A 22708-nucleotide genomic window follows, 5' to 3' on the forward strand; every position below is an offset into this window, starting at 1 on the left:
GAGAATGGAGGGATGAGCACCGAGGACCCCACGACGCAGACCGAGGACCCTGCCGCCGTCGAGCGCGCGCTGCGGGTCGGGCTCGAGGACTTCGAGCTCAGCGAGGAGGACCGCGTCCTCCTCGAGCGCGGCGACGACGCGCTCGACGCCGAGCTCGCGGCCGGACCGCTGCCGGTCGTGGCCGTCGTCGGGCGTCCCAACGTCGGCAAGTCGACCCTCGTCAACCGCATCATCGGGCGCCGTGAGGCCGTCGTCGAGGACGTCCCGGGCGTCACCCGCGACCGCGTCGCCTACGACGCCGAGTGGACCGGCCACCCGTTCACCCTCGTCGACACCGGCGGCTGGGCCATCGACGCCAAGGGCATCCACCTGCGCGTCGCCGAGCAGGCCGAGATCGCCGTCGACCTCGCCGACGTCGTCCTCTTCGTCGTCGACGCCACGGTCGGCGCCACCGACGACGACGAGAACTGCGTCCGGCTGCTCCGCCGCGCGGGCAAGCCCGTCGTCCTCATCGCCAACAAGGTCGACGACCAGCGCACCGAGGCCGACGCCGCGGCGCTGTGGAACCTCGGCCTCGGTCAGCCCTGGCCGGTCTCCGCCCTCCACGGCCGCGGCAGCGGCGACGCCCTCGACGCCCTCCTCGAGGTGCTCCCCGAGGTCTCGGCGATGGGCGGCGCCTACGAGCGCGGTGGCCCCCGCCGCGTCGCCCTGCTCGGTCGGCCCAACGTCGGCAAGTCCTCGATGCTCAACAAGCTCGTCGGCCACGAGCGGGTCGTCGTCGACAACGTCGCCGGCACCACGCGCGACCCCGTCGACGAGATGGTCGAGCTCGGGGGGAGGACGTGGCGCTTCGTCGACACGGCCGGCATCCGCCGCCGGGTGCACCAGACCCGCGGCTCCGACTTCTACGCCTCGCTGCGCACCCAGACCGCGCTGGAGAAGGCCGAGGTCGCGGTCGTGCTCGTCGACGCGTCCGAGACGATCTCCGAGCAGGACGTCCGCGTCATCCAGCAGGTCATCGACGCCGGTCGGTCGCTCGTCATCGCCTACAACAAGTGGGACCTCACCGACGAGGAGCGCCGCCACTTCCTCGAGCGCGAGATCGAGCGCGACCTCGTCCAGATCCCGTGGGCGCCCCGGGTCAACGTCTCGGCCCGCACCGGCCGGCACATGGAGAAGCTCGTCCCGGCGCTCGAGACCGCCCTCGAGTCGTGGGACACCCGCATCTCCACCGGCCGCCTCAACGCCTTCCTCGGCGAGGTCGTCGCCGGGCACCCCCACCCGGTGCGCGGGGGCAAGCAGCCACGCATCCTCTTCGCGACCCAGGCGGGCACCCGTCCGCCGCGGTTCGTCCTCTTCGCGTCGGGCTTCATCGAGGCCGGGTACCGCCGGTTCGTCGAGCGCCGCCTGCGCGAGGAGTTCGGCTTCGAGGGCACCCCGATCGAGATCTCGGTCCGGGTGCGCGAGAAGCGCTCCCGCCGCTGACCCCACCCGCCTCACCTTTCCCGCCTGATGCCGGGACCTGGCGCGGGGCACCCCGACCTTCAGGGTGTCCCACACCGGGTTCGGGTGCCTCGCCGGGAGGGTCGTCCACGGGGCCGGGGCGATTGGGTCGGCGCGGCGGGTGTGGGATAAGGTTTCGACGCTCCCGCGAGGGGGCAGCCACGGGCTGTGGCGCAGCTTGGTAGCGCACTTGACTGGGGGTCAAGGGGTCGCAGGTTCAAATCCTGTCAGCCCGACGGAAGCAGAGGGCCCGGCGATCGACGAGTCGACGCCGGGCCCTCTTCTCGTGCCCGCCCCGAGCCGATGCCGGGGAGCCGCCATCCCCACCGCCGGCGGCGTCACGGCCGCCCGACGGCGCACCCTCGCCGCTAGCGTGGAGGCATGACGGACCGCGCGTGGGAGAAGGCCGCAGACCGCCTCGGGCAGGCGGCCGCCGCCGACGGGCAGCCGACCCGCTGGTTCGAGGAGCTGTGGTCCGCCGCGGCGCGCGACGAGGTCGACACCCCCTGGAGCCGCGACGAGCCGTACCCGCCCGTCGCCGCCCTCGTCGCGGAGCAGGGGCCGGGTGGGGGTCGCCGTGCCGTCGTGGTCGGGGCCGGACTCGGAGCCGATGCCGAGCACCTCGCCGCGGCCGGCTGGGACACCACCGCCTTCGACGTGGCCGCGAGCGCCGTGGACCTGGCTCGAGGGCGCCACCCCGGCAGTGAGGTCGCCTACCGCGTCGCCGACCTGCTCGACCTGCCCGCCGACCTGCGGCACGCCTTCGACCTCGTCCTCGAGGTCTTCACCGTCCAGGCCCTGCCGCCCGCGGTCCGCCGCGAGGCCGTCGCGGGCGTGCGCGAGCTGCTCGCGCCGGGCGGGACGCTGCTGGCGGTGCAGGTGGCCCGCGAGCCCGACGAGTCGGGCGACGACGGCCCGCCGTGGCTCCTCGACGACGCCGAGATGCACGTCTTCGCCAGTCCCGAGGTCGTCCTCGAGCGGCTCGACCGGGCCCCGGTGCCCAACGGTCGCGCCCTCCACCTCGCGGTGCTGCGATGCCCGCACCGCTAGCTGCCGGCGGGCCACTGCGGGCAGGTGACCTCGTACGGCCGACCGGGGACGAACTGCCTCCACTCGGCGAGCGTCAGGTTGCGACCCGCGAGGCGGCAGGCGCGCTCCACCCAGTGCGCCGCCCGGGTGTCCACCGTCCACGTCCGGCCGTCCACGGCGGAGACGACGAGGCCGGCGCCGTCGGGGAGGTAGGCCACCGTGGCCCCCGGGACCGGGCCGGGGAGCGGGACTCCCGACTGGTACGCCCCGGTCCGCCCGTCCCAGAGCCTGACCCAGTCCGCGTCCACGGACGCGAACTGCCGACCGTCCGGGGCGTAGGCGACGTTGCGTCCCCACCCGACCGGTGACGCCTGGCCGACCCAGGTCCACGTGGTGGTGTCGAGCAGGCGCACGCCCCCGCCCGGGTGCTGGGCCACGACGACCGCCCCGTCGGGGGAGATGGCGCCCTGGTAGTAGCCGTCGTCGTGGTCGCCCGGGCCCACGAGCCCCGCGGGGGAGGTCGCCAGCACCCCTCCGCCGGTGGAGTCGACGCGCAGGACCGACCCGTCGTCCCTGAACGCGAGGACCGTGCCGCCCCGCGGGTCGGGAACCAGGACCCGGACCTGCCCGACGGTGACCGGGTCGCCGACCGGGCGCAGGGTCGCGCGGTCCAGCGTCTCGATCCGGCCGGCCCGGTCGTGGACGAGGAGCCGGTCGCCCCGCGGGCTGAAGGTGGCCAGGACGCCGACGTTGCCGGCGTAGTCGCGCTCGGCGACCATCCGCCCCGTGCCGGCGTCCCACACGGTCAGCACCCCGGGACCCACCGTCAGGAACCAGCGCGAGTCGGGAGACCAGGCGTGGAACCACACCGTGCGACCGGTCCTCGCCCTGCTCGTCTCCCGGCCGGTGCCGGAGTCGACGAACCACAGCCGGGATCCCACGGCCCGCGCGATCGTGCGGCCGTCGGGAGCCGGGAGGGAGATCTGCAGCCGGCCCGCCACCGGCGCGGTCGCGCCCGCGGGGGAGAGGAGGGCGTCCGCACCGGACACGTCCCACGCCATGACGTCGACGCCGGCCGTGTAGACGGTGCGGTCGTCGGGGGAGAACACCGCGTTCCCGTTCACGCCGTCCCAGCCCACGACTCGACGCACCTCCGCTCCGGTCCGGGCGTCCCACACGACGACCCTGCCGTCGGCCGAGGTGGACAGCAGCATCGTGCCGTCGTGCGAGAACGTGACGCCCACGTCACCGGCGTGGCCTCCCAGGGCCGGTCCGCGAGGCTCCAGGGTCGTGGCGTCCAGGAGGAGGACCCGGTCCCCGGCTCCCACCGCCAGCGTGGAGCCGTCCGGACTCACGTCCAGGGCGGAGACCCCCGCGCTGTCACCGAGGAGGGCCCCGGACGTCCGGAGCAGGCGCCCGGAGTCGACGGCGTGGACCCGGAGGGGGGTGGGCTCGTCCGTCTGTGCGACGTAGACGCGGCGACCGTCGGGGCTCAGCGCGACCAGGGACTCGTCCGGCGCCGCGATCCGCAGGAGGGGCACCGACGGCGTGCGGACGTCCCACACCATCACGGCGCCGGTCTCCCGCCAGTGGCGGGCGTCGGCGTCCCAGCGGTTCACGGCCGCCGCGAGCCGACGTCCGTCGCGGCTGAAGTCCATGGAGTACTCGACGCTGCTGCCCTCGGGCCAGCCACCGGGCTGACGCGCGGCCAGGTCACCGCCGGGCAGGTCGTACAACCGGACGGGCCGCTCGTCGATCCGTTCGCTGCCGTCCTGGGTCCAGTGGTTGACCGCGGTGGCGAGCACGCGGCCGTCGGGCGAGAACCGCACCGCACTGGTCGGGACGTCGTCACCGAAGGCGATGGGCGACATGGTCCGGGTGTCGTAGAGGCGGACGCCCTCGGTGGGGTGGCTCGAGGCGAGCACCGCTCCGTCGCTGCTCACGTCGAGAGCGACACCGCCGGCCCCGGTGAGGGTGCGCTCCAGCGACCCGGCGCGCACCAGCGTGCTGGCAAGGTCCTGCCAGCCCTGCGCAGACGCCCCGTCGAGCTCCAGGGCCACGAGCCCCAGCAGCAGCGAGGTGGCGAGGTCCTCGTGGTCCTGGGCCTGCGCGCTGACCCGTCGAGCCTCCGCGAGGGTGGCCGCGCGTTCGGCGCGGGTCCGTTCGCCGCGGGCCTGGTCCGCGCTGCGCACGGCCGCCGTGCCGACCCCGAGTGCGACGGTCAGCAGGACGGCGACGCCCGCCAGCGACACCCGCAGCCGGCGCCGCACCCGACGGTCACGGGCTGCCGCAGCCTCGGCGGCGCGGACCTCCTCCTCGGCCAGCGTGACCGAGGCCGCGAGGAAGTCCGTCTCGGCCTCGTCGAGGTCGGTGCTCGAGCGGTCCCGCCACTCGAGGGTGCGGCTGAGCCGGGTGCCCCGGTAGAGCTCGCTGTCGGGACGGCCCATCGACTCCCACGCCTCGGCGGCCCCGGCGAGGTGCCGGAAGAGCCGCTGCCCCTCGACGTCGTCGTCGAGCCAGCCGCGCAGCCGGGGCCAGACCCGGACCAGCGCCTCGTGCGCGATCTGGAGCGTGTCACCGTCGATGCACAGCAGCCGGGCCCCGACCAGCTGCTCCACGAGCCACCGGTGCGCCTCGTCGGTGGTGACCTTGTCCCGCGGCACCTTGGCGCGGACCGGCTCACCGTCGGTCGGCATCACCAGCCGCAGGAGCAGGCTCCGCAACCGGGCCCGGTCGGCCTCGTCCATCGCCGAGTACAGGGACTCGGCCGACTGCGACACGGCGTGCTGGATGCCTCCCGTCGCCTTGTAGCCGTCGATGGTCAGCGTCGGGCCCTCGCGACGCTCCCAGGTCTCGCGCAGCACGTGCGAGAGCATCGGGAGCCCGGCCGCCTCGCCATCGAGCTCGTTGAGCATGAGGTCGACGAGCCCCGGCTCGAGCCGGAGCCCGGCCCGGCGTGCCGGTCCCTCGACGGCCTGCCGCAGCTCCGGCTCGCGCATGGGCCCGAGGAGGTACAGGCCCGCCTCGAGGATGCGGGCGATGTCGGGGTAGGGCGCGAGGTCCCCGAGGTGGTCGGCGCGCAGGGACAGGACGAGCCCACCGCCCGCACCCACGTGGGTCGCGAGCGCGGTGAGGAAGCGCTCCCGCTGCTCGGGGTCGTCGCACAGCGTGACGACCTCCTCGGCCTGGTCCACCACCAGGGTCTGGCGACCCCGCGGCTTCAGCCCGGCGAGCGAGTCGAGCGGTCGGGCTCCCGGCGTGCAGAGGAGCACCGGGGTCCGTCCGCGGGTCAGGGAGGCGACGAGGCCGGCGCAGACGAGGGAGGACTTCCCGATCCCGGACGGTCCGATGACCACGAGGACTCCCACGTCGCGCAGGCGCCGGAGGCACGCCGCGATGTCGTCCTCGCGGCCGAAGAACAGGTCGGCGTCCTGGGCGTCGTACGCGAGCAGCCCCCGGTAGGGACACGGGGCGCTGGACTCGCCGACGCCCCCCGGCGCCAACGACGGGTCCTGTCGCAACAGCTGCTGCTCGAGCTCGACGAGGGCGTGCCCCGGGTCCAGGCCGAACTCGTCGACGAGCATGGTGCGAGCCCGGTGGAGCGCACCGAGGGCCTCGCCCTGGCGACCGGACTGGTAGAGCGCCAGGGCCAGCAGCGCCCAGCGCCGCTCCCGGAAGGGCGCCCGCGCGACGAGCGCGCGTGCCTGCTCCAGCACGGCCGGGGCGTGACCGACGCGCACCTCGGCCTCGACGCGCAGCTCCTCGGCGTCCATGCGCAGGCCCTCGAGCCGCGCGGCCTCGACCCGTCCCGGCGCCCACTCGTCGACGTCGGCCAGGGCCGTGCCCCGCCACAGGCCGAGTCCCTCGCCCACGAGGAAGGACGCCCGCGCCGGGTCGTCGCCCGCCAGCGCCTCCCGCCCCCGCTCCACGAGCCGCTCGAACAGGCGGTGGTCGAGCTCCTGGTCACCCAGGGTCAGGCGGTACCCGGCCGGCCCGCGCTCGATGGCCGTGGTGCCGAGCAGCGTGCGCAGCCGCCAGACGCAGCCGTAGACCACCTTGGCCCACGAGGCGGGCAGCGCCCCGCCCCACAGCGCATCGGCGAGGGCGTCGGTGCTCATCGGCGTGCCGGCGTTCACGACGAGCGCCGAGAGGACCACGCGGTCCCTCGGGCTCAGGTCGTTCGCCCGGCCGTCGACCTCGATCGGGCCGAGGACGGAGATGCCCATGCCCCGACTGTCGACCTCTTCCTCACCGGGGTCAACGGCCCTGATATCCCGCTGATACCTCCCCGGCACCTCCCCGATAGCCCGCACCTCCATACCGGAGGGCGAGGCCGCACACCGCGGCCGCAGAGGAGCCCACCATGAACGGACGTCTCTCGACACCGGGCCCGGCCGCCGCGCTCGTTGCCGTGCTCGCCCTCACGCTCACCGCGTGCACGCAGGACCCCGACTCCCGCCCGTCGGCAGCGGCCACCTCGTCGTCCACGGCGACCTCGCCGACGCCGTCCCCGTCCGGGACCGTCGTGGACGCCACCAGGCTCACGAAGGTGGCCTCGGACGACGCACCGCTCGCCCCCGGAAGGTACGCGCTGGGGTTCTCCAGCGAGCGGGCCGACCCCCCGATGGTCGTCCTCGAGGTGCCCGCCGGCTACCTGGGTCGTGGCGACGGCTACGAGATCTCGGCCGAGGAGGGTGGCTTCCGCCACCTCGACACCTGGACCGTCGCCGAGGTGGCCGCCCGGCCCTGTGGGGGCGCCACCTGGTTCGACCCGGGGCCCACGGTGCGCGACCTCGCCAACGCCCTGGCGGCGCTGCCGGTCTGGGAGTCCACCCCGCCGACGCCGACGACCATCGGCGGACACGAGGGGGTCGTCATGGAGCTCAACCTGCCGGCCGTCCTTCCTGCTGCCTGTGGGGAGGAGCCGAGCAGCTGGCGCGACCACCACGGCAGCACCCAAGGGGTCGCCGCGGGCAAGACCCAGCGCCTGTGGATCGTCGACGTCGACGGGCAGCGCCTCATGATGGTCGTCGGGTACTTCCCCGGCCCTGAGGGTCCGAGCGCCTCGACCATCGAGGAGCTGAACCGGATGGTCGAGGGCGCCGTCTTCGTCGACGCCGACCTCGTCGCGCCCTGACGACGCCCCGGTGCGCGACGCACCCTTCCTCCGTCCGGCGCCCGCCGGGCCGACCTCCTAGGCTGGGCGGCATGGGGGAGCAGCCACCGTCCGGACCCGTCCTCGCCACCGCACCGCGATCCCGCGGGGCCCTGGTCGCGGCGTTCGTCGGCGTCGCCCTCGTCGTCGTCGGGGCGCTGATGCTCGCCCTGCGCGGGCCGACCGCGGAGTTCGGCTGGTTCGCCTACTCCTCGACCCCTGACGCGTCACCCGTGTTCTGGGTCCTCGACCTCCGGCAGGTCCTGGGCTCGGCGGTCCTCGCCGGCGGGCTCGCCGTCGCCGCGGCCGCCCTCGGCTACCGCTCGGGCCTGCGTCGCCGCCCCTGACCCGGCCCGACCCGGCCTGACCGGGCCCGTGGGCGTCAGGCGCCGCCCGCACCGTCCTCGCGGTGCAGCCACGGGGTGTGGTGGGGTGCGGTGTGCTCGGGTCCCGGGGTCCCGCTCTGTCCGGCCCGGATGGGGGCGGGCGACGGTGGCCGCGAGCCGTCGAGCAGGACGAGGACGAGGACGGTCCCGAGGGCGAGCAGGACACCCATCACGACGACGAGCGCGACGACGACGGACACGAGGACCCCTCTCCGCGGGACGACCTGCGGCCCACCGTACGGGTGCGACGGTCGCCGGGCCAGCACCCCGAGCGGGTCAGAGTGACGAGGCCATCCGGCGCACGGCGTCCTCGAGCACCTCGGGCGAGGTCGCGAAGTTGAGCCGCGCGAAGCCACGCCCCGCGTCGCGCCCGTAGGCCGGCCCCGACGACAGGGCCACGCGGCCCCGGGCCCGGAACGCGGCGGCCGGGTCGTCGCCGAGCCCGAGGTCGCGGCAGTCGAGCCAGGCGAGGTAGGTGGCCTCGGGCGGTGTCCAGCGGACCGCCGGCAGGTGCTCGGCGAGCAGCCGGCCGAGGAGCGTGCGGTTCGCGTCGAGCTCGCCGACGAGCCGGGCCAGCCAGTCGCGGCCGTCGTCGAGGACGGCGACGTGCGCCATCGTCGCGAGGTGCGAGGAGCCGTGGGTGTGCACCTCGTGGAGCCGCGCCAGGTCGGCCCGGGCCCCGGTCCCCGCGATGACGAGCGCCGACTTCAGCCCGGCGAGGTTCCATCCCTTCGAGGGCGAGAACACCGCGAAGCCCGGTTCGCTCCCCGGCACGCTCAGGTACGGCGTGAACGTGCTGCCGGGGTGGACGAGGGGGGCGTGGATCTCGTCGGACACCACCCGGACCCCGTACCGCGCGGCCAGCGAGGCCACCGACGCGAGCTCGTCGGGGGAGTGGACCGCCCCCGTGGGGTTGTGCGGGTTGCACAGCAGGTAGGCGGCCCGCTCGCCGGAGGCCGTCGCCGCCGCGAACGCGCGCTCGAGCGACCCGGGGTCGAGGCGGCCCCCGGGGGTGAGCGGGGCGTCGACCCGACGGCGACCGATCGCGTCGACGAAGCCGAAGAAGGAGTCGTACACCGGGGGCGAGACGACGACGGGACCGCCCTCGTCGGTGAGCAGGCGGAGCAGCTCGGAGGCGCCGATCATCACGTCGGCGACGACCTGGGTGAGGGAGGGGTCGAGCTCCCAGCCCCACGAGTCGGCCGCGTAGCGGGCCACGGCGGCGCTGTAGCGCGGGGCCCACCCGTAGCCGGTGTCGCCCCGGCGGAGCGCGGCCGTCACGACCTCCGCGACCACCGGACAGGGGGCCACGTCCATCTCGGCGACCCACACCGGCAGGACGTCGGGAGGGTACGCCGACCACTTGACGCTCGTGCGGTCGCGGCGCAGCTCGGCCTCGCCGGCGGAGAGGAGTGCAGCAGCCATGCCGACACCCTAGGACGGCTGCCGGCGGGCGCCGCACCACGGCATACAGTGGCCGTCATGTCGACGGGGGCGCCCGAGGAGACCGTGAGCAGCCGGGTGCTCACGGTCCCGAACGTGCTGTCCGCGCTCCGCCTGCTGGGGGTGCCCGTCTTCCTCTGGGCGATCCTCGCCGAGCGCGACGGGCTGGCGATCGTCCTCCTCGTCGTCTCGGGTGTCACCGACTACCTCGACGGCAAGATCGCCCGCCACTACGGCCTCGTCTCGCGGGTGGGCCAGGTCCTCGACCCCGTCGCCGACCGCCTCTACATCGTCTCCACGCTGCTCGGCCTGGCCTGGCGCGACATCATCCCGTGGTGGCTCGTGCTCGTCCTGTTCGCCCGCGAGGCGTTCATGGGCGTCGTCGTGCTCATCGCCCATCGCAACGGATGGGTCGGCCTGCCCGTCCACTTCGCCGGCAAGGCCGCCACCTTCAACCTGCTGTACGCGTTCCCCCTGCTCCTCCTCGCCGACGGCGACTCCACGGCGGCCCGCATCGCCGAGCCGGTCGGCTGGGGCTTCGTGTGGTGGGGGACGGTCCTGTACTGGGTGGCCGGCGTCCTCTACGCCCTCCAGCTGCGCCAGCTGCTCGCCGCTCGGAGGGCGGTCGCCGCGTGAGCCACGCCGACCGCACCCCCACGGGCCGCCGGCCGGACGCGTCGATGACGCTGCTCACCACGATGCTCGAGCGTCCGCTCGACCCCGGGTACGCGGCCGCCGCCGACCGGCGCGAGGCCGCCGGCCTGCCCCGGTCCACCCCGCTCCGCTCCCCGCGGCTCGTCGTCGCGACCGTCGCCATCGGGCTCGTCGTCGGGATCGCGTCCTTCAACCTCACCGCGGCCAACGAGCCGCGCACCCAGGCACGCGCCGACCTCATCAGCGAGATCGAGGGCCGCCGCACCGAGGTCGACGCGCTGACCGCTCGGGCCTCCGCCCTCCAGGCCGAGGTCACCGCGCTCGAGACCGAGCAGCTCGGGGGAGACCCCGCCACCCTCGTGCGGGGCCGCGAGCTCGCGGCCGTCGTCGGCTCGGTCCCCCTCACGGGTCCCGGCTTCGTGCTCACCCTCGACGACGCGCCCGGCGAGGGCGCCGACGAGGCCGAGGACGACGCCGCCTCCGAGGGGCGGGTGAACTCGCGCGACCTCCAGTACGTCACCAACGCGATGTGGCAGGCGGGCGCCGAGGCGATCAGCATCAACGGCAAGCGGCTCACCTCGACCTCGACGATCCGCTTCGCGGGGTCGGCGATCATCGTCGACTACCGCCCGCTGGCGCGTCCCTACGTCCTCACCGCGATCGGGGACCCGCGTGCCTTCCCCGCCGAGTTCGCCGACGGCCCCGGCGGGACCTACCTGTCGACCCTGCGCAGCACCTTCGGGGTGCGCGTCGACACCGAGGTGAGGTCCGACCTCACCGTGCCCGCGGCGGTCGGCCTGACGACCCGCTACGCCACCACCGGTGATACTGGTGCCGCTGACCCGGGGGCGTCCTCGCCCTCACCCATCCCGTCACGCACGCCCACGCCCGAAGGGAGCTCGTCGTGATCCCGGCCATCGGGCTGGCGCTCGGCATCGTCATCGGCCTCATCCTCCAGCCGACGGTGCCCGTCTGGCTGCAGCCCTACCTGCCGATCGCGGTCATCGCCGCCCTCGACGCGGTCTTCGGGGCGGTGCGCGCCATCCTCGACGGCATCTTCGACGACAAGGTCTTCGTCGTGTCCTTCCTGTCCAACGTCGTCGTCGCGGCCTTCATCGTCTTCCTCGGCGACAAGCTCGGTGTCGGCAGCCAGCTGTCGACCGGGGTCGTGGTCGTCCTCGGGGTGCGGATCTTCTCCAACGTCGCCGCCATCCGGCGCCACCTGTTCAACGCATGACCGAGGCCGGACCGCCCCCCCGGGCCCCGCGCGCGACGCAGGGGGCCTGGCGCCGCCTGCTGCGGGCCGGCTCCCCGAGGGCGACGCGGGCGAACCTCCTCGCGATGCTCCTCGCGGGCGCGCTCGGCTTCGCGATCATCACCCAGGTCCGGCAGACCTCGATCCAGGGCCTGGAGAACCTGCGCGAGGACGAGCTGGTCCGGGTGTTCGCCGGCGTCGACCAGGAGGGCGAGCGCCTGGCGAACGAGATCCGCGGCCTCGAGTCCTCCCTCGAGCTCCTGCAGAGCCAGTCGACGAACGAGGCCGAGGCCCAGCGCGCCGCCAAGGAGCGCCTCGACACCCTCGGCATCCTCGCCGGCACCGCCCCCGCCTCCGGGACGGGGATCGTCCTCACGATCGGCGACCCCGACGGCACCGTCACCGGGCCGCTGGTCCTCGACACGATCCAGGAGCTGCGCGGCGCGGGGGCCGAGGCGATCCAGATCGGCGACGTGCGGGTGGTCTCCAACACGTGGTTCAGCGAGGTCGACGGCGGGCTGTCGGTCTCGGGCACGACGGTCCGCCCGCCCTACGTCATCCGGGCGATCGGCGACGGCAGCACCCTCGCCGGCGCGATGGAGATCCCCGGCGGGGTCACCGCCAGCGTCCGCCGGGTCGGCGGCACCACTGACGTGCAGGTTCGCGAGGAGGTCGAGGTCGACGCGTTGCTGACCCTCGCCCCGCCTCAGTACGCTCGGCCCGTACCCACCACCACCCCCTGACGGGTCCCGCGACCCCGACGAAGGAGAGACATGAGCGACCTCGAGTACCCCGCCGGCCTGCGCTACACCGCCGAGCACGAGTGGGTGCGCACCGAGGGGGACGTCGTGCGGATCGGCATCACGTCGTTCGCGCAGGAGGCCCTCGGCGACGTCGTCTACGTCAGCCTCCCCGGGGTGGGTGACGCGGTGACGGCGGGCGACACGTGCGGCGAGGTCGAGTCGACGAAGTCGGTCAGCGACCTCTACGCGCCGGTCACCGGCGAGGTCACGAGCGTCAACCCGGCGCTCGACGCCACGCCCGAGCTCGTCAACACCGACCCGTACGGCGAGGGCTGGATGTACGAGCTGCGCCCCTCCGACGCCGCCGACGTCGAGGCGCTCATGGACGTCGACGGGTACACCGCACAGCTCTCCTGAGGCCGACGCCTCCGCCCCCACCTCCCCGCTCCCCGGTCTGGGGTGGGCAACGCCCGTGGGGTGATCTAGGGTGTGACACTCCCGGGGAGACCCGACAACCGAAGGCTGAGGTCGACACATGAGTGACGAGCGCGAGGACCCTCAGGTCCCCGAGCCGACGACGATGCGCCTGCAGGCAGTGCAGGGCGCCGAGCCCGTCGAGCAGGTCGCCGAGACCGACCACGTCCTCACCAAGGCCGACCTCGCGACCGTCGAGGCCCTGCGGGCCGGGACGGCCCTCCTCGTCGTCCTCCGCGGACCGAACACGGGAGCGCGCTTCCTCCTCGACGACGACGAGGTGATGTCGGGCCGCCACCCCGACAGCGACATCTTCCTCGACGACGTCACCGTCTCGCGCAAGCACGCGGTCTTCACCCGCACCGGCGGCGGCTTCGTCGTGCGCGACGTCGGCTCGCTCAACGGCACCTACGTCAACCGCGAGCTCGTCGACGAGGCCGTGCTCCGGACCGGCGACGAGGTCCAGATCGGCAAGTTCCGCCTCGTGTTCTACGCGAGCCAGGCCTGACCGCAGCCGTGCCGGACGAGGCGGGCGGTCGGCCGCTCACCGTCGGTGCGGTGGTCCGCGCCCTGCGCGGGGAGTTCCCCGACGTCTCGATCAGCAAGGTGCGCTTCCTCGAGACCGAGGGCCTGGTGACCCCGGCCCGCACCGACTCGGGGTACCGGCAGTACGCGCAGGCCGACGTCGAGCGGGTGCGCTACGTCCTGCGCGCCCAGCGCGACCTCTTCTGGCCGCTGCGCGTCATCCGCGACAACCTCGACGCCCTCGACCGCGGCCTGGCGCCCGGCGAGGGAGGGGACCTGCGGGCCCGACCCCCCGAGCCGGCGGCCGACCCCGCGGTGCCGAGCGTCGGCGAGCTCGCGACGACGAAGGCGCTGCGGCTCACCGCTGCCGAGCTCGCCGAGGCGAGCGGCCTGGAGGTCTCGGTCGTCGCCGACCTCGTCTCGCACGGGCTGCTCCGTCCTCGTGCCGACGGGCTCCACGGCGAGGCCGACCTCCGCGTCGCGCGCGCCACCGGCGCCCTCGCCGAGTACGGGATCCAGCCCCGGCACCTGCGGGCCTTCCGGACCGCCGCCGACCGCGAGGTCGGGCTCGTCGAGCAGGTCGTCGGGGCGCGGCGGGGGAGCGACGCCACCCGGCACGCGGCCGAGGTCGCCCACCTCTGCCTCACCCTGCACGCCGCCCTCGTCCGCGGCGGGCTGGCCCCGCCCGGCTGACCCTCGCGCTCCGTCGGCGACCGTCGTCGCCGGCGCCGACGAGCCCGCTCACGGGGACCCGCGGCCGCGGTCAGGGTCGCGGGGTACGGTGAGCCAATGAAGGTCCTGGACGTGCTCGGGGTGCGGGTCGAGATGCCGACCAACCAGCCGATCGTGCTCCTGAGGGAGCGTGACGGCGAGCGCTACCTGCCGATCTGGATCGGGGCCGCCGAGGCGACCGCCATCGCCTACGCCCAGCAGGGGGTCGTCCCCCCGCGCCCGCTCACCCACGACCTCCTGCGCAACGTCATCGACGAGCTCGGCCACGAGCTGACCCGGGTGCGGATCGTCGCGCTCAAGGACGGCGTCTTCCACGCGGTGCTCGACCTCGACGGTGGGGCCGAGGCGGGCGGCACCGACATCGAGTCGCGCTCCTCCGACGCCATCGCCCTCGCCCTGCGCGCCGGCGCCGAGATCGTCGCCGAGGACGACCTGCTCGACGAGGCCGGGGTCGAGATGAACGAGACCGAGGACGACGAGGTCGAGAAGTTCAAGGAGTTCCTCGACCAGGTCTCCGCCGACGACTTCGACACCGAGACCGAGACCGGTCCCTGACCCCGCGGCGGGCCGCACGGTCCCGCTGGGGACCGTCGCCGGACCCGGCGTCTCTGGCGGGGGTCCCGTGCCGCGACACGCCGGTGAGCGCGGCGGGCCGCGGTCGTTGACCCTCGTCACACCAGCCCCTACCGTCACACACGTCACAGCAGTGACGATCAAGTCACGTCGGTGTCATTCACGGCGTACAGTCGTCTGGTCAGGCGAGTCGAGGAGGTAGGCGTGGTCTCCAGCGGAGAAGCGCGGCAGCAGGGGTCCGGCCCCGTCCCCGCCCAGGGGGTGCTGTTCGCCAGCGACCTGCCCGAGCTCGACGACGAGGTCGGCTACCGCGGTCCCACCGCCTGCAAGGCGGCCGGCATCACCTACCGCCAGCTCGACTACTGGGCACGGACCGGGCTCGTCGAGCCGTCGGTCCGCCCGGCCGGCGGCTCGGGCACCCAGCGCCTCTACGGCTTCCGCGACATCCTCGTGCTCAAGGTGGTCAAGCGCCTGCTCGACACCGGGGTCTCGCTCCAGCAGATCCGTGTCGCCATCAGCGTGCTGCGCTCGCGCGGCGTCGACGACCTCGCCGGGATCACCCTCATGAGCGACGGCGCCTCGGTCTACGAGTGCACCTCGAACGACGAGGTCATCGACCTGCTCCAGGGCGGCCAGGGCGTCTTCGGCATCGCCGTGGGCAAGGTCTGGCGCGAGGTCGAGGGCGAGCTCGCGGCCCTGCCGAGCGAGCGGGCCGAGCACGAGGGCGGCGCCCTGCCGATCCAGGCCGGCGACGAGCTCGGCGCCCGCCGCGCCGCCCGCCTCGCCTGAGGCCCGCGCCCACCACTGCGCCGCCCTGCCGCCACGCCGGTCCGTTGGTCGGCGTGCACGGGGGCGGCCGGCGGCCGCTCCGGTGGTAGATTCGGCCCTGCCGCTCACACCGTGCGGGAGAGTCCTCGGCATCGACCGGGGCGCCGAAGGGGCAAACCTCCCCGGAACCTCTCAGGCGCAAGGGACTGCACGGACCAGGCACCTGTGGAGCACCGGATCCCGGTGTGACAGAGGGGGAGACGTTCGCATCGTCGTCCCCGAGGAGCCTCGTGAGCACGCCCACCACCGCCCTTCCCGCCTTCGCGGGCCGCCACATCGGTCCCCGTGAGGACGACGTCGAGCAGATGCTCGCGGTCGTCGGGCGCACCTCGCTCGACGACCTTATCGACACCGCCGTCCCCGGTGGCATCCGCGGCGTCGAGGCCCTCGACATCGAGCCGGCCGAGTCGGAGGCCGCCGTCCTCGCCGAGCTGCGCGAGGTCGCCGCGCGCAACCGCCGGGTGACCTCGATGATCGGCCTCGGCTACTACGGCACGCTCGTGCCGGCCGTGGTCCAGCGCAACGTCCTCGAGAACCCGGCCTGGTACACGGCGTACACGCCCTACCAGCCCGAGATCTCGCAGGGCCGCCTCGAGGCCCTGCTCAACTTCCAGACCGTCGTCTCCGACCTCACCGGCCTCGCGATCTCCGGGGCCTCGCTCCTCGACGAGGCCACCGCCGCGGCCGAGGCGATGACCCTGATGCGCCGCTCCTCGAAGGCACCCGCCGACGCCGTCCTCGTCGTCGACCCCGAGGTCTTCCCGCAGACGCTCGCCGTCGTGCGCACCCGCGCCCTCCCGCTCGGCATCCCCGTCGTCGAGGCCGACCTCACCGGCGTCGACTCCGCCGCGGCGCTGCGGGAGGCGGCCGGGGGCGCCGAGGTGTTCGGCGTCCTCGTCCAGTACCCGGCGATGGACGGGCGGCTCCACGACTGGCGCGCCCTGACCGCCGCCGCCCACGAGGCCGGCGCGCTCGTCACGGCAGCCGCCGACCTCCTCGCGCTCACCCTCGCGACCCCGCCGGGGGAGTGGGGCGCCGACGTCGCCATCGGGACGACCCAGCGCCTCGGCGTGCCCGTCGGCTTCGGCGGCCCGCACGCGGGCTACATGAGCGTGCGCCAGGGCCTCGAGCGCACCATGCCCGGCCGCCTCGTCGGGGTGTCGGTCGACGCCGTCGGCGCCCCGGCCTACCGGCTCGCCCTCCAGACCCGCGAGCAGCACATCCGCCGCGAGAAGGCGACCTCCAACATCTGCACCGCCCAGGTGCTCCTCGCCGTCATGGCGAGCATGTACGCCGTCTACCACGGCCCGGCCGGGCTCACCGCGATCGCCCTGCGGATCCACGCCCACACGACGGCCCTCGCCGAGGCGCTGCGCGCGGGCGGCGTCGAGCTCGTCGACGGTCCGTTCTTCGACACCCTGCGGGCGCGCGTCCCCGGCCGTGCCGACGACGTCCTCGCACAGGCCCTCGCGACCGGGCTCAACCTCTGGAAGGTCGACGCCGACACCGTCCAGCTCAGCGTCGACGAGACGACCGGGGACCTCGCCCTCCAGCGGGTCTGCAAGGCCTTCGGCGTCGCCGTCACCGGTGACGTCGAGATCGCCCGGCCCGACTGGCCCGAGGCGGTCGTGCGCACGTCGGACTTCCTCACCCACCCGGTCTTCGCGACGCACCACTCCGAGACCTCGATGCTGCGCTACCTGCGCCGGCTCGCCGACCGCGACTTCGCCCTCGACCGCGGGATGATCCCGCTCGGCTCGTGCACGATGAAGCTCAACGCGACGACCGAGATGGCCTCGATCACCTGGCCGGAGTTCTCGGAGGTCCACCCCTTCGCCCCGCTCGACCAGACCGAGGGCATCCGCGGCCTCGTCGAGGAGCTGAGCGGCTGGCTGTGCGAGATCACCGGCTACGACGCCGTCTCGCTCCAGCCGAACGCGGGGTCGCAGGGCGAGCTGGCCGGCCTGCTCGCCATCGCCGCGTACCACCGCTCGCGCGGTGACGCCGAGCGGCGCGTCTGCCTCATCCCCGCGAGCGCCCACGGCACGAACGCGGCGAGCGCGGTCATGGCCGGGCTCAAGGTCGTCGTCGTCAAGACCGACCCCATCACCGGCAACGTCGACATGGACGACCTCAAGGCCAAGGTCGAGGCGCACCGCGACGACCTCGCGGCGATCATGGTGACCTACCCGTCGACCCACGGGGTCTTCGAGGACACGATCACCGACCTGTGCGCGATGGTCCACGACGCCGGCGGCCAGGTGTACGTCGACGGCGCCAACCTCAACGCGCTCGTCGGGGTCGCCCGGCCCGGCAAGTTCGGCGCCGACGTCTCGCACCTGAACCTCCACAAGACCTTCTGCATCCCGCACGGCGGAGGCGGCCCCGGCGTCGGCCCGGTCGGCGTGCGCGAGCACCTCGCACCGTTCCTGCCCAACCACCCGCTCGACCCCGCCGCCGGGCCCGAGACCGGGGTCGGCCCGGTGTCGGCGGCGCCCTACGGCTCGGCGAGCATCCTGCCGATCTCGTGGGCGTACGTCCGGCTCATGGGGGGCGCCGGCCTGCGTCGCGCCACCGAGATCGCGGTCCTCAACGCCAACTACGTCGCGGCCCGGCTGCGCGAGCACTACCCGGTGCTGTACTCCGGCCACGACGGGCTCGTCGCGCACGAGTGCATCCTCGACCTGCGCCCGATCACCAAGGAGACCGGCGTCAGCGTCGACGACGTCGCGAAGCGGCTCATCGACTACGGCTTCCACGCCCCGACGATGTCCTTCCCGGTCGCCGGCACGCTCATGGTCGAGCCCACCGAGAGCGAGGACAAGGAGGAGCTCGACCGCTTCTGCGACGCGATGATCGCCATCCGCCGCGAGATCGACGAGGTCGGCTCCGGCGCGGTGTCGGCGGCCGACTCGGTGCTGCGCGGTGCCCCCCACACGGCCGAGGCCCTCGCCGGTGACTGGGACGTCGCCTACGACCGGAGGACCGCAGCCTTCCCCGACGGCGTGCAGCCGACCGCGAAGTACTGGCCGCCGGTCCGCCGGATCGACGGCGCGTACGGCGACCGCCACCTCGTGTGCTCGTGCCCCCCGCCGGAGGCGTTCGAGGACTGACCCGCCGACCCACCGGCCGGGCCCGCCGGCCGCTCAGGCGGCGGGCTCGGTGGCGGTGGCGGTGGCTCCCGTGCGCACCTCGACGGTGCTGCCGTCGGTGCCCTTGCGCACGACGACCTGGTGCGTGACCCGGGCCCGCAGGTCGGCGACGTGGCTGACGACGCCGACCGCGCGCCCTCCCTCGCGCAGGCCGTCGAGGACGGTGAGGACCTCCTCGAGGCTGTCGTCGTCGAGGCTGCCGAAGCCCTCGTCGACGAAGAGCGTCGCGAGGTCGTGCCCCCCGGCCTCCTCCTTGACCGCGTCGGCGAGGCCGAGGGCCAGGGCGAGCGAGGCCATGAACGACTCGCCGCCCGACAGGGTGGTCGTCTCACGACTCCGGCCGGTCCACTGGTCGAGGACCCGCAGCCCGAGGCCCGACCGCGCGCCACCCGCGGCGCGCTCGTCGGTGTGCTCGAGGACGTAGCGGCCGCCGCCCATGACCCGCAGCCGCTCGTTGGCGAGCTCGGCGACCTTCTCGAGCCGGGCGGCGAGGACGAAGGAGGTCAGGCGCATCTTCAGGGTGTTGTCGGGGCCGAGCCCGCCCGCGGTGTCGGCGAGCTCGCGCACGCGTGCGTGCCGTTCCTCGAGCGCCGCGACGTGGGCGCAGGTGGCCTCGAGGGTCGGCCTGAGGGTCGCCAGGACCCGCACCGCGCGGGTGAGCACCTCACGCTCGGTGGCGGTCGACACGGCGGCCTGGCGGGCCGTGCGGGCCGCGTCGTGCGCGGCGGCGACGTCGGGCGGCTCGAGCGACCGGGCCTTTGACACCTCGGGGTCGTCGAGGACGGCGCCGGCCGCGACCCGCGCCTCGTCGTGCTCGGCCACCCGGCGGCGGAGGGCCTCGAGCTCGGCCGCGGGCAGCGTGGCGTCGAGGGCGGCGGTCGCGTCGGCGAAGCCCGCCGCGGCGAGGGACTCGTCGAGGTCGGAGGCAGCCACCTCGCGGCGCCGCGTGGCCGCGGCGTGCTCGTCGGCGGCCCGGGCGAGGGCGTCGAGCGCCGTCGCGACGGCGGTGTGGTGGGTCGGGTCGGCGCTCCCGCAGGGACAGTCGGCGTGGTCGAGGACCGCCCGCTCGGCGGCGGCGGCCACGCCGGCGGCCTCGTCGGCCAGCTCGGCGAGCTGCTCGGTGAGGGCGGCCGAGGTCGCGCGGGCGCCGTCGCGGGCCGTGGCGAGGGCGTCGGTGCGGGTGCGCAGGTCCTCGAGGCGGGTCGCGGCCTCCCGGGCACGGTCCTGCTCGGCCCCGGCGGCAGCCAGGGCGAGGACCGCCGCGGCGAGGTCGGCCTCGACCTGTTCGCGGGTCTGGTCGCCGAGGCCCTCGCGACGCGTCTCGGCGGCGGCCTCGAGAGCCGTCGCTCGGGCCTCGACGACGGCGAGCCGGGCCCGGGCGGCGTCGAGGACGACCTCGGCGTCGGTCACCTGCGCGGGGGTGACCACGCCGCCGGTGGGCGTGGCCGGGTGGGGGTGGTCGACGGCTCCGCACACCGGGCACGGGGCGTCGTCGGGCAGGGCGGCCGCGAGCTCGGCGGCCATGCCGTCGAGGCGCCGCTGGCGCAGGTCGAGGAGGACGTCCTGGTGGCCGAGGACGGCGTCGCGGGCGGCGAGCAGGGCGGGTCGGTGTGCCTCGAGGGCCACGAGATCGGCGTCGAGGGCGTCGTGGGCCCGGCGGCGCTCCTCGTGCGTCGCGAGTGCCGCCTCGAGCCCGGGCACGCGCTCCGTGGCGCTCGCGAGGCGCTGCACCTCGGCGGCCAGCGTCGCGAGCTCGGGCTCGGCGGCATCGAGGGCGGACGTCGCGGTGGCCACGGTCGCGTCGGCCCGGTCGCGCTGGGCGAGCGCCTTCGTCAGCCGCTGGTCGAGGTCGGCGGCGGTGCGGGCCGCGGCCGACAGCGCCGTGACGGCAGGGTCGAGGGCGTGGACCCGGGCGGCGAGGTCGGCCGCGGTCGCCGCCTCGGCCTCGACCTCCGGCGCGGTGGACGCGAGGGCGCTCAGCCGGGACCGGAGCGCCCCGGCCGCGCGCTCGACGTCGGTCGTGGCGCGGTGCACGGCCGAGAGGTGCCCCGAGAGGGAGGTCGCGCGGGTCGCGGCGTCGAGCGTCGCGACGTGCTCGAGGTGGCGCGGCTCGGAGGCATCGAGCTCGTCGAGGAGGGCCGCCGCCCGGTCGCCGCGTCGTCGCAGGTCGGCGACCCGGGTGGCCTCGAGGAGGGCCTCCTGGGCGAGCCGGTCGGCGCCCTCGGCGGCGTCCACCTCGGCCAGGGCCGCGGTGAGGCGGGTCCCGAGGTCGGTGGCGACCTCGGCGAGGCGCGCGGGGACGGCGGCGACCGGCGTCTCGGACAGCGCCGGGGCGTCGTCGGACGCCTCGGGTCCGTCGAGGTCGGGATCGACCCCGGCGGCCGGTCCGGACGCCGCGACCCCGGTGAGGGCGTCCTCGAGCCGCGCCAGCTCGGACGTCAGCTCGCGCCGGGCGGCCTCGAGGGCCGAGCCGCTGGTGCGCCGGGTCTCGGCGAGCCACGCCTCGACGTCGGAGAAGACGGTGATGTCGAAGAGCCGCTCGAGGACCTCGCGCCGCTCCTCGGGGGTGGCGCGCAGGAACGTCGCGAAGTCGCCCTGGGGGAGGAGCACGACGCGGGAGAACTGCGCGAGCCCGAGACCGACGACGTCCTTGACGAGGTCGGCGACCTCGTCGTTGCGCGTGCTCAGCGCCACCCAGGTGCCGGCGCGCCGCTCCTCGAGGACGACGCGGGCCTGCACCCGCAGCGAGCCCTCACCGCGCTTCTTGGGCCGCAGGAACTCGGGGGAGCGCTCGATGCGCAGCCGCCGGCCCCCGACGGTGAGCTCGAGGCGCACCGTCGGGACGGCGCCCGGCGCCGCGTGGTCGCTGCGCAGCCCCCGCTTGCTCCGCGCCCCGGGGACGTCGGCGTACAGGGCGAAGCACACCGCGTCGAGCAGGCTCGTCTTGCCGGCGCCCGTGGGTCCGTGGACGAGGAAGAGCCCGGCGGAGGACAGCGTGTCGAGGTCGAGCGAGACGCGGCCGGCGAACGGTCCGAAGGCCTCGACCTCGAGGCGGTGCAGCCTCACGCCGCCCCCTCGGACCGGGCGACGCCCTCGTCGTCGGTGCGGCCGCGCGCCAGGCGGGTGGCCTCGACGGCCTCGGCGAGGAGCGCCTGCTCGTCGTCGGTGGCCGGGCGCCCCCCGCGGACGTGGGCGAGGAAGTCGCAGCACACCTCGACCTCGGAGCGGGACTCGACGCGGCGGGCGTAGGGGCGCAGCGGCAGGCCCACCCCCTCGGGCTCGAAGCGCAGCTCGAGGGTGTGGGGGAAGCGGGATCGGACGCGGTCCATCGCGCCGAGCGGGCGGACGGGGTCGGTGAGGGTGACCTGGCACCACGCGGTCTCGGCGGACCGGTGGTCGGGCGAGGCGAGCAGCGCGTCGAGCGACCCGCGCAGCACGGCCAGCGGCCGGGCGACCGGGGCGTCGACGTGCTCGACGACCGGCTCGGTGCCGGAGAGGTCGACGAGCAGGCTGCCCTTGCGGTGCCGCCACTCGCTGAACGACATGGCCACGGGTGACCCGCTGTAGCGCACGCCCTCGGCCACCTTCTGGCGCCCGTGGAGGTGGCCCAGCGCCGCGTAGTCGACCCCGCGGAACACCGACGGCGGCACGGCCGACACGCCGCCGACCGAGATGTCGCGCTCGGACTCGCTCGTCGCTCCACCCGTGACGAAGGCGTGCGCCATGACGACCGACCGCCCACCCCGGGCCCCGACGTCGGTGCGGACCCGCTCCATCGCCGCCCGCAGCACCCCCGCGTGGGTGCGCTCGGACGCGCCGAGGGCGTCGGCGACGAGGGCCGGCTCGAGGTAGGGGAGGGGGTGGACCGCGACGTCACCGACGACGACGGGGCGCCCGACGTCGGCGACGGACGTGCGGATGTGCACCCCGGCCCGCTCGAGGAGGCCGGCGGCGAAGCCGAGCCGGATGGCGGAGTCGTGGTTCCCGCTGGAGAGGACGACCTGCGCGCCGGCGTCGACGAGCCGCTGGAGCGTCTCGGAGAGCAGGTCGACGGTGTCGGGGGCCGGCATCGCGCGGTCGTAGACGTCACCGCTGACGAGGACGGCGTCGACGGACTCGGCGCTCACGACCTCGACGAGGTGGTCGAGGTAGGCGGCCTGGGCGTCGAGCAGCCCCACCTGGTGGAACGCGCGCCCCAGGTGCCAGTCGGAGGTGTGGATCAGCCGCACGTGGACCACGCTAGGAGAGCGCGCCGA

The 22708-nt window shown here is 75.0% G+C and carries 19 protein-coding genes, 1 tRNA gene and 1 riboswitch; of the genes, 15 read left to right on the top strand and 5 right to left on the bottom strand.

What is annotated here, in order from left to right:
• The first annotated feature begins 12 nt into the window (after positions 1 to 12).
• The 3 genes from der (at position 13) to ACFWN3_RS00690 (ending at position 2553) form a co-directional block, all read left to right on the top strand.
• Positions 13 to 1485, top strand: coding sequence for a ribosome biogenesis GTPase Der (gene der, locus ACFWN3_RS00680; protein WP_377642438.1), 1473 nt, complete (start codon positions 13 to 15; stop codon positions 1483 to 1485).
• Between the two features lie 180 nt (positions 1486 to 1665).
• Positions 1666 to 1739, top strand: a tRNA-Pro gene (locus ACFWN3_RS00685).
• Between the two features lie 145 nt (positions 1740 to 1884).
• Positions 1885 to 2553, top strand: coding sequence for a class I SAM-dependent methyltransferase (locus ACFWN3_RS00690; RefSeq protein ID WP_377642439.1), 669 nt, complete (start codon positions 1885 to 1887; stop codon positions 2551 to 2553).
• Here ACFWN3_RS00690 and ACFWN3_RS00695 read toward each other — a convergent pair.
• Entirely contained in the window at positions 2550 to 6758 is a 4209-nt protein-coding gene (locus ACFWN3_RS00695) for a BTAD domain-containing putative transcriptional regulator (protein WP_377642440.1), read from the bottom strand. The genes ACFWN3_RS00690 and ACFWN3_RS00695 overlap by 4 nt on opposite strands.
• A 137-nt stretch (positions 6759 to 6895) precedes the next feature.
• Here ACFWN3_RS00695 and ACFWN3_RS00700 point away from each other — a divergent pair, with 137 nt between their 5' ends.
• Both ACFWN3_RS00700 and ACFWN3_RS00705 read left to right on the top strand, forming a co-directional pair.
• Positions 6896 to 7669 carry a hypothetical protein gene (locus ACFWN3_RS00700; protein ID WP_377642442.1) on the top strand — a complete coding sequence of 258 codons (774 nt, stop codon included), beginning with the start codon at positions 6896 to 6898 and terminating at the stop codon, positions 7667 to 7669.
• 71 nt (positions 7670 to 7740) lie between these two features.
• Entirely contained in the window at positions 7741 to 8034 is a 294-nt protein-coding gene (locus ACFWN3_RS00705) for a hypothetical protein (RefSeq protein ID WP_377642444.1), read from the top strand.
• 35 nt (positions 8035 to 8069) lie between these two features.
• Here ACFWN3_RS00705 and ACFWN3_RS00710 read toward each other — a convergent pair whose 3' ends face one another.
• Both ACFWN3_RS00710 and ACFWN3_RS00715 read right to left on the bottom strand, forming a co-directional pair.
• Positions 8070 to 8273 (bottom strand): hypothetical protein, encoded by a 204-nt coding sequence (locus ACFWN3_RS00710; protein ID WP_377642446.1) that lies wholly within the window; start codon positions 8271 to 8273, stop codon positions 8070 to 8072.
• Between the two features lie 76 nt (positions 8274 to 8349).
• Entirely contained in the window at positions 8350 to 9498 is a 1149-nt protein-coding gene (locus tag ACFWN3_RS00715) for a MalY/PatB family protein (protein WP_377642448.1), read from the bottom strand.
• A gap of 57 nt (positions 9499 to 9555) precedes the next feature.
• Here ACFWN3_RS00715 and ACFWN3_RS00720 point away from each other — a divergent pair, with 57 nt between their 5' ends.
• The 10 genes from ACFWN3_RS00720 to gcvP all read left to right on the top strand — a co-directional run bounded on the left by ACFWN3_RS00720 (position 9556) and on the right by gcvP (position 18413).
• Positions 9556 to 10152 (top strand): CDP-alcohol phosphatidyltransferase family protein, encoded by a 597-nt coding sequence (locus ACFWN3_RS00720; RefSeq protein WP_377642450.1) that lies wholly within the window; start codon positions 9556 to 9558, stop codon positions 10150 to 10152.
• Entirely contained in the window at positions 10149 to 11078 is a 930-nt protein-coding gene (locus ACFWN3_RS00725) for a DUF881 domain-containing protein (protein ID WP_377642452.1), read from the top strand. Before ACFWN3_RS00720 ends, ACFWN3_RS00725 begins: the two co-directional genes overlap by 4 nt.
• Positions 11075 to 11407: a small basic family protein gene (locus tag ACFWN3_RS00730; RefSeq protein ID WP_377642454.1), complete on the top strand. Its 333-nt coding sequence runs from the start codon at positions 11075 to 11077 to the stop codon at positions 11405 to 11407. The genes ACFWN3_RS00725 and ACFWN3_RS00730 overlap by 4 nt, the downstream gene beginning before the upstream one ends.
• Entirely contained in the window at positions 11404 to 12168 is a 765-nt protein-coding gene (locus ACFWN3_RS00735; protein WP_377642455.1) for a DUF881 domain-containing protein, read from the top strand. Before ACFWN3_RS00730 ends, ACFWN3_RS00735 begins: the two co-directional genes overlap by 4 nt.
• A 30-nt stretch (positions 12169 to 12198) precedes the next feature.
• A complete protein-coding gene (gene gcvH, locus ACFWN3_RS00740; protein WP_377642457.1) occupies positions 12199 to 12585 on the top strand; it encodes a glycine cleavage system protein GcvH in 387 nt (128 codons plus the stop codon).
• A 118-nt stretch (positions 12586 to 12703) separates the two neighbouring features.
• Positions 12704 to 13150: an FHA domain-containing protein gene (locus ACFWN3_RS00745; protein WP_377642459.1), complete on the top strand. Its 447-nt coding sequence runs from the start codon at positions 12704 to 12706 to the stop codon at positions 13148 to 13150.
• Positions 13151 to 13200: 50 nt separating this feature from the next.
• Positions 13201 to 13860, top strand: coding sequence for a MerR family transcriptional regulator (locus ACFWN3_RS00750; RefSeq protein ID WP_377642461.1), 660 nt, complete (start codon positions 13201 to 13203; stop codon positions 13858 to 13860).
• A 96-nt stretch (positions 13861 to 13956) separates the two neighbouring features.
• Entirely contained in the window at positions 13957 to 14454 is a 498-nt protein-coding gene (locus ACFWN3_RS00755; protein ID WP_377642463.1) for a bifunctional nuclease family protein, read from the top strand.
• Between the two features lie 222 nt (positions 14455 to 14676).
• Entirely contained in the window at positions 14677 to 15261 is a 585-nt protein-coding gene (locus tag ACFWN3_RS00760; RefSeq protein WP_377642465.1) for a MerR family transcriptional regulator, read from the top strand.
• A 104-nt stretch (positions 15262 to 15365) separates the two neighbouring features.
• A riboswitch (glycine riboswitch) is annotated at positions 15366 to 15459 on the top strand.
• A 71-nt stretch (positions 15460 to 15530) separates the two neighbouring features.
• Entirely contained in the window at positions 15531 to 18413 is a 2883-nt protein-coding gene (gene gcvP / locus ACFWN3_RS00765; RefSeq protein WP_377642467.1) for an aminomethyl-transferring glycine dehydrogenase, read from the top strand.
• A gap of 33 nt (positions 18414 to 18446) precedes the next feature.
• On the opposite strand, the gene ACFWN3_RS00770 is transcribed toward gcvP, so the two are convergent.
• Complete coding sequence (locus tag ACFWN3_RS00770; protein ID WP_377642468.1) at positions 18447 to 21518, bottom strand: AAA family ATPase; 3072 nt, start codon at positions 21516 to 21518, stop codon at positions 18447 to 18449.
• Positions 21515 to 22681, bottom strand: coding sequence for an exonuclease SbcCD subunit D (locus ACFWN3_RS00775; protein WP_377642470.1), 1167 nt, complete (start codon positions 22679 to 22681; stop codon positions 21515 to 21517). The genes ACFWN3_RS00770 and ACFWN3_RS00775 overlap by 4 nt, the downstream gene beginning before the upstream one ends.
• Positions 22682 to 22708: the final 27 nt, after the last annotated feature.

It is taken from the genome of Oryzobacter terrae (genome assembly GCF_042756445.1).
Classification (GTDB): domain Bacteria; phylum Actinomycetota; class Actinomycetes; order Actinomycetales; family Dermatophilaceae; genus Oryzobacter; species Oryzobacter terrae.